The organism is Paracoccus rhizosphaerae (genome assembly GCF_026162645.1).
Classification (GTDB): Bacteria; Pseudomonadota; Alphaproteobacteria; order Rhodobacterales; family Rhodobacteraceae; genus Paracoccus; species Paracoccus rhizosphaerae.
Genome location: NZ_JAOTBE010000087.1, coordinates 1 through 11,222, shown reverse-complemented (window position 1 = coordinate 11,222; position 11,222 = coordinate 1). Strand labels below are relative to the sequence as shown.

At 65.6% G+C, this 11,222-nt stretch carries 8 protein-coding genes and 1 pseudogene; 5 read left to right on the top strand and 4 right to left on the bottom strand.

All coding sequences use genetic code 11. The features are described from left to right. Positions 1 to 203: 203 nt before the first annotated feature. Positions 204 to 1,280 (bottom strand): hybrid-cluster NAD(P)-dependent oxidoreductase, encoded by a 1,077-nt coding sequence (locus OC184_RS18170; RefSeq protein ID WP_265508564.1) that lies wholly within the window; start codon positions 1,278 to 1,280, stop codon positions 204 to 206. Between the two features lie 7 nt (positions 1,281 to 1,287). After that, entirely contained in the window at positions 1,288 to 2,532 is a 1,245-nt protein-coding gene (locus OC184_RS18165) for an aromatic ring-hydroxylating oxygenase subunit alpha (RefSeq protein WP_265508563.1), read from the bottom strand. Between the two features lie 303 nt (positions 2,533 to 2,835). On the opposite strand from OC184_RS18165, the gene OC184_RS18160 reads away from it, so the two are divergent. Together OC184_RS18160 and OC184_RS18155 are read left to right on the top strand one after the other, a co-directional pair. Beyond that, complete coding sequence (locus OC184_RS18160; RefSeq protein ID WP_265508562.1) at positions 2,836 to 4,989, top strand: malate synthase G; 2,154 nt, start codon at positions 2,836 to 2,838, stop codon at positions 4,987 to 4,989. A gap of 80 nt (positions 4,990 to 5,069) precedes the next feature. Further along, positions 5,070 to 6,245: a nucleotide sugar dehydrogenase gene (locus tag OC184_RS18155; RefSeq protein ID WP_265508561.1), complete on the top strand. Its 1,176-nt coding sequence runs from the start codon at positions 5,070 to 5,072 to the stop codon at positions 6,243 to 6,245. Between the two features lie 6 nt (positions 6,246 to 6,251). On the opposite strand, the gene OC184_RS18150 is transcribed toward OC184_RS18155, so the two are convergent. Next, positions 6,252 to 6,872 carry a hypothetical protein gene (locus OC184_RS18150; protein ID WP_265508560.1) on the bottom strand — a complete coding sequence of 207 codons (621 nt, stop codon included), beginning with the start codon at positions 6,870 to 6,872 and terminating at the stop codon, positions 6,252 to 6,254. 116 nt (positions 6,873 to 6,988) lie between these two features. Here OC184_RS18150 and ku point away from each other — a divergent pair, with 116 nt between their 5' ends. The 3 genes from ku to OC184_RS18135 are packed head-to-tail and all read left to right on the top strand — an operon-like array spanning position 6,989 to position 10,550. Then, entirely contained in the window at positions 6,989 to 7,849 is an 861-nt protein-coding gene (gene ku / locus OC184_RS18145) for a non-homologous end joining protein Ku (RefSeq protein WP_265508559.1), read from the top strand. 1 nt (position 7,850) lies between these two features. After that, positions 7,851 to 10,268: a DNA ligase D gene (ligD, locus tag OC184_RS18140; RefSeq protein ID WP_265508558.1), complete on the top strand. Its 2,418-nt coding sequence runs from the start codon at positions 7,851 to 7,853 to the stop codon at positions 10,266 to 10,268. A gap of 15 nt (positions 10,269 to 10,283) precedes the next feature. Beyond that, entirely contained in the window at positions 10,284 to 10,550 is a 267-nt protein-coding gene (locus OC184_RS18135) for a hypothetical protein (RefSeq protein ID WP_265508557.1), read from the top strand. Between the two features lie 70 nt (positions 10,551 to 10,620). Here the strand turns inward: OC184_RS18135 and OC184_RS18130 are convergent. Next, a pseudogene (locus OC184_RS18130) lies at positions 10,621 to 11,222 on the bottom strand (hypothetical protein); the annotation flags it as partial.

Here is an 11,222-nt window from a genome sequence, read left to right as displayed (position 1 = left end):
TGGGTGATGGTAGTCTCTGGCATGGGCATATCCCTTTCTCGGTTGAGAATTGACGGCGTTCTGATCACCGCCATGATATGCCGCCCCCCCCGAGGCATCACCAACTTTCGCTCATTACTCCCGACCGATGGCAAGCCACTGAAATTCGATCGGAACGGTCGGTCCAGCCTATTGCAGCAATGTTGCCTGACGGCGGGTGAAGGTCAGACCTCGACTTCGATCCGGCCGAGGGGGTTCGAGCAGCAGGCCAGGATCCAGCCCTCCTCGATGTCCTCGTCGCTGATGCCGCCGTTGTGGACCATGTGCACGTCGCCCGAAATCTTGCGGATCCGGCAGGTGCCGCAGAGGCCGAAGGTACAGCCCGAGGGGATGTTCAGGCCAGAGCGCTTGGCGACGGCCAAGACCGTGTCCGTTTCGTTGCAGGCGGCGGTGACGCCGCTTTCCGTGAACGTGATCTGCGCGCGGGCGTCCTCGTCAGGTGCGACGTCGTCCAGGACCGGGGCCTCGGCTTCGGTGGCAACAGGGGCGCCGAAGCTTTCCTGGTGATAATGGTCCATGTCGAAGCCCATCGAGATCAACATCTCTCGAACGGCATGCATGAAGGGCTCGGGGCCGCAGCAGAAGATCTCGCGCTCCAGATAGTCGTGCGCCATCAGGCCCAGCATCAGGCTGTTCAGGCGCCCCTGATAGCCGTGCCAGACGCGGTAGGGTTCCGGCTCTTCGACGGTCAGGCGCAGTTGCAGGCCGGGGGCGCGGACGGCGTAATGTTCCAGAAGGTCGCGGAAGATGATCTCGGACGGGCGGCGGGCGGCGTGGACGAAGACGATGTCGGTTTCCTGCGCCTGATCCCAGGCCCAGGTCGTCATCGACATCATCGGCGTGATCCCCGACCCGGCCGAGATGAACAGGTACTTCTTCGCCTGGTGGCGGTGGAAGCTGAAGATCCCCGCCGGTCCGAAGGCCTTGATGCGCATGCCGGGCTGCAGGTGGTCCAGCATCCAGCGCGTCCCGATCGAGGTCGACTGCGCCTTCACCGTCACCGTGATCGACAGCGGCCGCGAGGGGGACGAGCTGATCGTGTAGGTGCGCTGGATGTTGCCGCCGGGAACCGGCAGGTCAAGCGTGATGAATTGCCCCGGCTGATAGTCGAACCACGCGCCCGAGGGCGCGCGGAAGGTGAAGGTCGCCGTGTCGCGGGTTTCGGGGACGATCATGACGCATTCCAGCGGCTCGTCGTCGGACCAGGGCTCGGCGGCCCAGTTCAGGCGGGGTTTCTTCATCGGTCTCTTACTCGGCCGCTTGCTGCATGTTCAGGCGCGAGGCCATCAGCCCGCAATACCAGTCGATCAGGTGGATGACGCCGGCTTCCTGGCTGGGGGAATAGGGGCCGGGTTCGTAGGCGGGCGACAGGATGCCGCGCTGGTTTTCCTCGACGACCTGGCGGTCCTCGTCGTTGGTGTTCAGCCAGACGCGGGTCAGATCTTCGAGGTTGTAATCCTGCCCCTCGACCGCGTCCTTGTGGACCAGCCAGTGGGTCGTCACCTGCGTCTCGGTCGGGCTGATCGGCAGGATGCGGAAGACGATGGCGTGGTCCGGCAGGAAGTGGTTCCAGCTGGACGGGAAGTGATAGAACATCAGGCTGCCGGCGTCGTTCCAGGGGATCGTGCCCATGCGGCGCGACACGGCCGCCTTGCCGGACATGGTGAAGCTTTCCTGCGTATCCATCAGTGGCACGCGGGCCATCCGCCACTGCATGTCGGGCGCGTTCACGAAGCGGGACGGCAGGTTAGCGGCGTCGCAACGGGCCCAGTGGTCGAGGATCTCGGGGCTGGCCGAGTTCGGCCCCTCCATCACCGTCATCAGCGGGTCGTCGGAATAGGTCCGGCAGAGCGAGGGATGCGAGCCGCCGCAGTGATAGCACTCGCGGTTGTTTTCCATCACCAGCTTCCAGTTGCCCTTTTCGACGATGGTCGAGGTGAAGGCGATCTTGGAATCCGCCAGGGCCGAGGGGGCGACATAGCGCGTCAGGTTTGTGGCGAGGTCGTTGATGGCCGGCGGCACCTTGGCCAGGCAGATGAAGATCATCCCGCCCAGATCGATGCAGTGGACGGATTTCAGGCTGTATTTCGATGGATCGAAGGATTCGCCCATGTCGCGGGCGAACAGCAGCTTGCCGTCGAGGTCGTAGGTCCACTGGTGATAGGGGCAGACCAGCTTGGGGTTCGTGCCGTTCGACTTGGCACACAGGCGCTGGCCGCGATGGCGGCAGACGTTGTGGAAGGCGCGGATGCGCTTGTCGGCGCCGCGGGTCACGATCACCGGATAGTCGCCGACCTGCAGCGTGACATAGCTGCCGGTCTTGGGCAGCTCGCACGTTGGGCCGACGAACAGCCATTCGCGGTACCAGATCTGTTCCAGATCGTCGCGATAGGCTTGCTCTCCGCAATAGAGGTCGCGGGGCAGCGAATGGTTCGGCAGGCGCGCGGCGATCAGGTCTGCGGTCGACGTGCTGGCGGACGAGGCAAATGTCATGGCGCTGGCTCGGGGTTTGGGGTGGCGAGACGTGAATACAACCTTAACGTCCATGACGCGACATTTTGGCAGAATTGCGACATTCGGTTGACGGAAACAGACATGGCTTCCGAAACCGCGACGGAAGCCTCCGGACCCCAACCGAAGGGGTCCGGAGGCTGCGGGAACAGGTTCCCGCGGCGCCCCGGGGCCGAAACACACCTTTTACGAAATATTGGAAAATACTTCCAAAACTGTCTTGGCAGCGACTTTCGGCTGACATAGACCGGAGGCCGGCACGCCCCACGGGTTGAGGAGACTGGCATGAACCGCATCACCACGAAACGTCATGGTCTGGAGATCGACGCCGAATTCGTCTCTTTCGTGGAGGATCAGGTGCTTGAGGGTACCGGCATCTCGCCCGACCGCTTCTGGCAGGGGCATGCAGAGCTGCTGGACGCCTTCGCTGAAGACAACCGCGCCCTGCTGGACCGGCGGGCCGATCTGCAGGCGCGCATAGACGCATGGCACAAGGCGCGCGGAAACCAGGCTTGGGACGCAGCCGCCTACCGGACGTTTCTGACCGAGATCGGCTATCTGACCCCCGAACCCGCTCCCTTTGCCGTAGAAAACGGCGACATCGATCCCGAGATCGCCACGCTGGCCGGCCCGCAGCTGGTCGTACCGGTCAGCAACGCCCGGTTCGCCCTGAATGCGGCCAATGCCCGGTGGGGGTCGCTTTATGATGCGCTCTATGGATCCGATGCGATGGGACAGGTGCCGACCGGAGGCTTTGATGAAAGCCGCCGCGATGCTGTCGTGGCCCGCGCGGCCGAGTTCCTCGACCATTCCTTCCCGTTGCAGTCGGGCAGTCATGCGGATGTCACGGAATACGATGCTGACGCCGATGGGCTGATGGCGACCGTAGACGGTCAGCCGGTGCGCCTGGCCCAACCGGAGCGCTTCGTCGGCACCCGCAGCGAGGGCGCCGACCGCGCTTTCGTGCTGCGCCATCACGGGCTGCATGTCGAGCTGGTGATCGACCGCAGTCATCCGATCGGCGCGGCCTCGGCCAGCGGGTTGCGCGATGTCGTGCTGGAGGCGGCGCTGACGGCGATCCAGGATTGCGAGGACAGCGTCGCGGCGGTCGATGCCGCCGACAAGATCGGCGTCTATCGCAACTGGCTGGGGCTGATGAAGGGCGACCTGGTCGAAAGCTTCCAGAAGGGAGGCAAGACCATGACGCGGCAGCTGGCGGATGACCGGCAGGTGACGCGCCCCGACGGCTCGACCCTGACGCTGCCGGGTCGGGCGCTTCTGCTTGTCCGGAACGTGGGGCACCTGATGACCACGGACGTCGTCCTCAAGGACGGGCAGCCGACGCCGGAAGGGCTGATCGACGCGATGGTCACGGTCGCGGCGGCGCTGCATGACCTGAACCGCACGGACAGCCCGCGCAACAGCCGCGCGGGCGCCATCTACGTGGTCAAGCCCAAGATGCACGGCCCCGAGGAAGCGGCCTTCGCCGACCGCGTCTTCAGCCATGTCGAGCGGGTGCTGGGCCTGGCGCCGAATACCGTCAAACTGGGCCTGATGGACGAGGAGCGCCGCACCAGCGCCAACCTGGCAGCCTGCATCCACGCCCTGCGCCACCGGATATTCTTCATCAACACGGGCTTCCTGGATCGTACCGGGGACGAGATCCACACTTCGATGCAGGCGGGGCCGTTCGTGGGCCGTGCGGGCATGAAGTCGGCAGCCTGGCTGCAGGCCTACGAGGACCGCAACGTGCTGATCGGACTGGCAGCCAGGATGCGCGGAAGGGCGCAGATCGGCAAGGGCATGTGGGCCAAGCCCGACGCGATGGCCGAGATGCTGGAGGCGAAGATCGCCCATCCCCGGTCGGGCGCCTCGACCGCATGGGTCCCCTCGCCCACGGCGGCGGTCCTGCATGCGCTGCACTATCATGCGGTCGACGTGGCCGCCCGGCAGGCCGAGCTGCAGGGGCAGCCGATGCCGGACCTGGACCTGCTGCTGACGCCTGCCCTGGCCAATGGCCCGCTGCCCCAGGACGCGGTGCGGCGCGAGCTGGACAACAGCGCGCAAGGAATCCTCGGCTATGTGGTGCGGTGGGTCGACCAGGGCGTCGGCTGTTCCAAGGTACCCGACATCGACGACGTGCAGCTGATGGAGGACCGCGCCACCTGCCGCATCAGCGCGCAATATCTGGCGAACTGGCTGGAGCATGGCGTGATCACGCGCGATCAGGTCGAGGACGCGCTGCGCCGGATGGCCGTCAGGGTCGATGGCCAGAACGCGGGCGACCCGGCCTATCGGCCGATGGCGCCGGATTTCGACGGCCCGGCCTTCCTGGCCGCGCGCGATCTGGTGCTGTCCGGCGCGTCTCAGCCGTCGGGATATACCGAGCCCCTCTTGCATGCGCGGCGGGCAGAGGCCAAGGCACTGTCACGGCACTGAAACTGAACGGCACGGCAGCGGTTGTCATGCCGCTGCCACGCGCTAAGGTGCGGCTGACCAAACGGAAGGGATGCATTTGAATGTCGGGAAAGAACATCGCCGTGGCCGGTATCGGCTATGTCGGCCTGTCGAACGCGGTCCTCTTGGCCGCGCGCAACCGGGTTCGCGCGCTGGATGTGGATCAGGACCGCGTCGCGATGCTGAACGACCGCAAATGCCCCATCATCGATGACGAGATGGCGCGCCACCTGTCCGCGCAGGACCTGGACCTGACCGCCACCACGGATCCCGCAACCGCCTATGAGGGCGCCGAGTTCGTGATCGTGGCGACGCCCACGAACTATGATCCGGTGACGAATCGCTTCGACACCTCCAGCGTCGAGGCGGTGATTCGCGACGTGATGCGGCTGGCGCCGGACGCTGTGATCGTGGTCAAGTCGACGGTGCCGGTGGGCTTCACCAAGGACGTCTCGGCGCGGCTTGGCACCGATCAGGTGATCTTCAGCCCGGAATTCCTGCGCGAGGGTCGCGCGCTGCATGACAACCTGCACCCGTCCCGTATCGTCGTGGGCGAGGACAGCCCCCGCGGCCGCGCCTTCGCGGATCTTCTGGCCGAGGCTGCGATGGACGACGATGTGCCGGTCCTGCTGACCGGCTCGACCGAGGCCGAGGCGATCAAGCTGTTCGCCAACACCTATCTTGCGCTGCGCGTCGCCTATTTCAACGAACTGGACAGCTACGCGCTGACGCATGGCCTTGACAGCCGCCAGATCATCGACGGCGTGGGACTCGATCCACGGATCGGCACGCATTACAATAACCCCTCGTTCGGCTACGGCGGCTATTGCCTGCCCAAGGATAGCAAGCAGCTGCTGGCCAACTACAGCAACGTGCCCCAGAACCTGATCGCCGCCGTGGTGGACGCCAACCGCACCCGCAAGGACGTGATCGCCGACCACATCCTGTCGCAGCAGCCCAAGGTCGTGGGCATCTATCGGCTGGTCATGAAGTCCGGGTCCGACAATTTCCGCCAGAGCGCGGTCCAGGGCATCATGAAGCGGCTGAAGGCCAAAGGGGTCGAGATCATCGTCTATGAGCCCGCAATGACCGAAAGCCAGTTCTTCGGTTCGGACGTTCTGACCGATCTGGACGAATTCAAGCGCCGCGCGCAGATCGTCGTCGCGAACCGCCTGACCCCGGACCTCGAGGACGTGGCGGCGCGGGTCTATACCCGCGACCTCTTCGGCGCCGACTGAGGCCTGTCACAGCATCGACTTCAGCTTTGCCTCGATCTTGTTGCGGCGGCGGCGCGACCTGACCTGCTGGGTATCCAGCGTCGTCGGACACAGCTTCAGGTCGTCGTCTTGTCCGGCGATCCTGAAGACGCGTGTCGCCGCCGCGATGGCGCTGTCGGCGGCTGTGACCGCCGCGACGATGATCTCGATCTGGTGCAGGTCGCCCACGTCGATGTCATCGAAGCTGCTGTGCCTGGCCCGTTCGACCAGGTCGACGACGCTGCCGATATCGACCGATTCCCCCGACTTCAGCGGGCCCTGAAGCGTCGCCTCCCGCGGGGTCTGGTACTGCTCTTGGGCGATTTCTGTCCGGTCGGCGACCGATGACATGCGCTCACCCTTCTCGGTCCAGACGTTCAGCATGATCTCCAGTACATAGATCGGCTCGAAGCCGAGGTTGCTGACCAGGATGCGCCCGGACAGGTCGCGGGCGCCGCCCAGGTGGATCAGGATCTCGGTCCGGCGCTGCCGTCGCAGTCCCGACACGATGATGTGCAGATAGATCATCCATACCAGTGCCGTCACCGCCGACATCGTCGCCTGCACCAGACCGCTGTTCGCCTCGATCCATTCCCACATCTTTTTCACGTCCGCCGTTGCTTGCGGCAGGAAACACGTGCGGCGCGGCGATGTTCCATGACCGTGACGTTGGCGTGAACCGGGGGCCCGCCTGCCGCGTTCGCCTGTCAGATCGGAGGTTCGCCATGGCATCACGCGCCGTCTGGAAAGGGCAGCTGCGCCTGTCCCTTGTCGCCATACCCGTCGAATTGCACGCCGCCGCCAGTTCCGGCGCGCGGATCTCGTTCCGGCAGATCCACGGCCCGTCCGGCAAGCCGGTGCGGTATGAAAAATCGGTCGCGGGCATCGGACCGGTCAAAAGCGACGACATCATGAAGGGATACGAGGTCGGGGACGGGGATTATCTGCTGCTGGACCCTGCCGAGATCGCCTCGATCAAGCTGGAAACGAAGAAGACGCTGGAGCTGGTGCAGTTCGTCGATCAGTGCGAGATCCCGCCGCTGTATTATGAGAAGCCGTACTATGTCGTGCCCACGGATGAGCTGGCCGAGGATGCCTATCGCGTGGTGCGCGACGCCCTGCGGGCCGAGGGCAAGACCGCGCTTGGCCAGCTGACCATGCGCGGGCGCGAGTACCTGTGCGCGATCCGCCCCTGCGGCGACGGCCTGCTGCTCGAGACGCTGCGATACGAGGACGAGGTCAAGAAGGCCGACCCGCTGTTCTCTTCGATCGAGGATGACACCAGCGACGACGATCTGCTGGAGGTTGCGACCCAGCTGATCCGCCGCAAGAGCGCGCCGTTCAAGGCCGATGCCTTCCGTGACAATTACGACAAGGCGCTGCGAGAGTTGATCGATTCGAAGCGCAAGAACCGCAAGACGCCGCGCGCGAAGACCGGCGGCAAGGCCGACAGCCGGCCGCAGGGCGAAAACGTGGTGGACCTGATGGCCGCGCTCAAGGATAGCCTGAAGAAGGACGGCGGCAAGTCCACGAAGGCCCCCGCCAAGGCCAAGCCGCGCGCCAAGCCCAAGCCGAAGTCGGCCTGACATGGCGCTGGACCGTTACCATGAACGCCGCGATTTCGCAGCGACGCCGGAACCCCGCGATGAGGGGCAGCCGTCGGATGTGGGCTTGCGGTATTCGATCCAGAACCACGACGCGACTCGGCTGCACTGGGACCTGCGGCTGGAATGGCAGGGTGTGCTGCTCAGTTGGGCGATCACGCGGGGGCCGTCGCTGAACCCGTCAGACAAGCGATTGGCCGTCAGGACCGAGGATCACCCGCTGTCCTATCTGCGCTTCGAGGGCCAGATCCCGTCGGGGCAGTATGGCGCTGGCACCGTGATGCTGTGGGATCTGGGCTGGTGGCAGCCGCTGGAACCGGCGGCGCGCGGCCTGTCGAAGGGGCATCTGCGCTTTCGCATCCATGGGCGGCGGCTGACCGGCGACTGGAACTTGGTCCGCATGAAGGGCCGCAAAACCGGCGATTCCAAGCGCGAGAACTGGCTGCTGATCAAGTCCGACGACGAGGCCGCGCACCGCGCCGATCCGGTCGAGACGTATCGCACCAGCATCGCCACCGGGCGCGATTTCGCGGCCATCTCCGCCGAGAAGGCGCCCCGACTGCGTGATCGCACTGGAACCCGACCGCGCCCAGTCCCCGTGCAGCTGGCGACCCTGACCGAGGATCTGGCCGACAGCGGCAGCCATTGGCACGAGCTGAAGCTGGACGGCTATCGCATGCAGGCGGCGCTCGGCAAGGGCGGTACGCGGATCTGGACGAGGAACGGCCACGACTGGACCGACCGCTTCGCGGACCTTGTTCCCGCCTTCGACGATCTGGACTGCAAGTCAGCCCTGATCGACGGAGAGATTGTGGCCGGTGCGGGCCTGCAGGGCTTCAGTGCCCTGCAGGATGCCATCGCCGCGGGCGGCCCGTTCGGCTTTGTCGCCTTCGACCTGATCCAGCTGGACGGCAAGGATCTGAGCAAGCGCCCCCTGACCGAACGCCGCCGCGCGCTGGAACAGCTGTTTTCCCCGCTGCCGCCGATGGGTGCGCTGGACCTGTCGCCGGTGATCGACGGTGATCCGCAGGAGGCACTTGACCTGATCTGCGGATCGGGCGGCGAGGGCGTGATCGCCAAGCGCCGCGACGCGCCCTATCGCGGTGGCAGAAGTCGCGACTGGCTGAAGATCAAGTGCCGCCACCGGGGCGAATTCGTGATTGTCGGCTGGCAGGCCAGCAGCAGCCGCGCGCGGCCATTCGCCTCGCTTGCCGTCGCGGCGCGCCGAGGTCGGGACCTGGTCTATATGGGCAAGGTCGGCACCGGGTTCGACGAGGACGCCATGGCGGACCTGGCCGCGCGGATGGCGCCGCTGAAGCGTGCGAAGCCGCCGGTTCAGGCGCCCAAGGCCGAAGCCCGCGGCGTCACCTGGATCGACCCGCGTCTGGTGGCCGAGGTCAATTACGCCGAAACAACCGGTCAGGGACGGCTGCGCCATGCCGTCTTCCTGGGCCTGCGCGAGGACAAGCCGGCCCGCCAGGTGCAGGTCGAGGAGCCGGTGGCGACGGATCGCGAGGACATTGCGGGCATCGCCCTCAGCAGCGGCGACCGCGTGATCTTCCCGGATGCCAAGGTCACGAAGGCTGATCTGGCGCGGTACTATCGCGACATCGCGCCCCTGATGCTGCCCGAGGTGCAGGACCGGCCGCTGTCACTGGTGCGGCTGCCCGACGGGTTGACGGGCCAGCGGTTCTTCCAGAAGCACCCTGGAAAGGGCTTTCCCGACGCGCTGAAGACCGTGCCGATCGCCGAAAGCGACGGCGAGACGCACCCCTATGCCTACGGCTCGGACGCCGCGGGCCTCGTGGCCGCGGTGCAGATGGGCACGGTCGAGTTCCACATCTGGGGCGCCCGTCGCGATCGGCTGGACCGGCCAGACCGGCTGGTCTTCGACCTCGACCCCGACGAGGGGTTGTCCTTCGCCACCACCCGCCGCGCCGCGCTTGACCTGCGCGACCGGCTGGCGGATCTGGGGCTGGAATGCTGGGCGATGCTGTCGGGCGGCAAAGGCGTGCATCTGGTCGTGCCGTTGCGCCGCAGCGTCGGGTGGGACACCGCCAAGCTGTTCGCCCGCGGCGTGGCGACGCTGGCCGCGACAGCCCAGCCCGACCGCTTCACCGCCGAGATGTCGAAGGCCCGCCGCAAGGACCGCATCTTCATCGACTGGCTCCGGAACGAACGCGGCTCGACCTCGGTCGCGCCATTTTCGGTTCGCGCCAGACCCGGCGCACCCGTCGCCTGTCCCGTCACCTGGGACGAGCTGTCGCGCCTGCGTCGCCCCGCACCCTTCAGCCTGCAAGAGGCCTGTACGCGGGGCTGGGCGGACGTCGCCCCCCCGCCCCCGCAGGGGTTGACGCAGAAGGTCATCGTCGCGCTGGACCGCGCCCTGAAATCCGTCTGAGGAGAGACCCATACCATGAAAAAGGACCACGCTCTGATCGAGAGTCTGGAAGCGCGCCTGGACGCGCAGCGCCGCCTGCTGGCCCGCCTGGTCGCCGCGCTCGAACCCTCGGCCCGCGAACCGCTGATCGACTGGCTCAGCCAGAGAGAGACCATGCGCGACGGCCAGGAAGACCCCGGCGCCGTGCCGGTCGAGGAAAACGGCCCCGGCATCGCCATGGCCGAGGAGTTCCTGATGATCCGCCGCCTGGTCGGCGACCGCCTGCACGAGTTGAGGGACTAACAGCCGGGTCTCAGCTACGGGCCGGATTTTTGGCCGCTTGACTGCGGAACAGGGTTCATGGTGAGCAGGGCTATGTGTTCAGTCCCGGCATCTGGTGGATCGGGTTTAGGATGAATCTGTCGGGCTCGGATGTCCAGATCTTGCAGATGAATTCGTAAGGCGTGAAGGCCAGCCATGGTCCGCCATCGGTCCGAGGACCATGGCTGGCGAGGATCTTGAGCCGGCGGGCGAAGTTATAGGCTGCCATGAAGTCCGCGAGATGGGTGCGGAGCTGATCGTGGCTATCGTAGTGGAAGCGTTTGACCGTGGCCTTGATCGTGCGGTTCATCCGCTCGACCTGACCGTTTGTCGGGAAAACAGGCCACCGGACTGTTTTCTGACCCTCCAAACTCCACGGGTGGTTGGGCTTCGTGAGGCGGTGCTCAATGCCGCTCGACCATTGTCCTCGGACCGATGGCGGACAAGGTCTCGCCCTCGCAGATCATGTCGAAGCGCATGGGCCTGGAGTAGATTGTATTGCGGTTCCGAGGCTGCTCCGCGAACTGAATGCCGTTGTCAGTAAGGACGGTGTGAACCTGATATGGCACGGCCTCGAGCATGTGCTGCAAGAACTCCCAAGCTGTCTTCCTGTCTGCCTTCTCGACCAATTGGGTCACGGCAAACTTGCTCGTG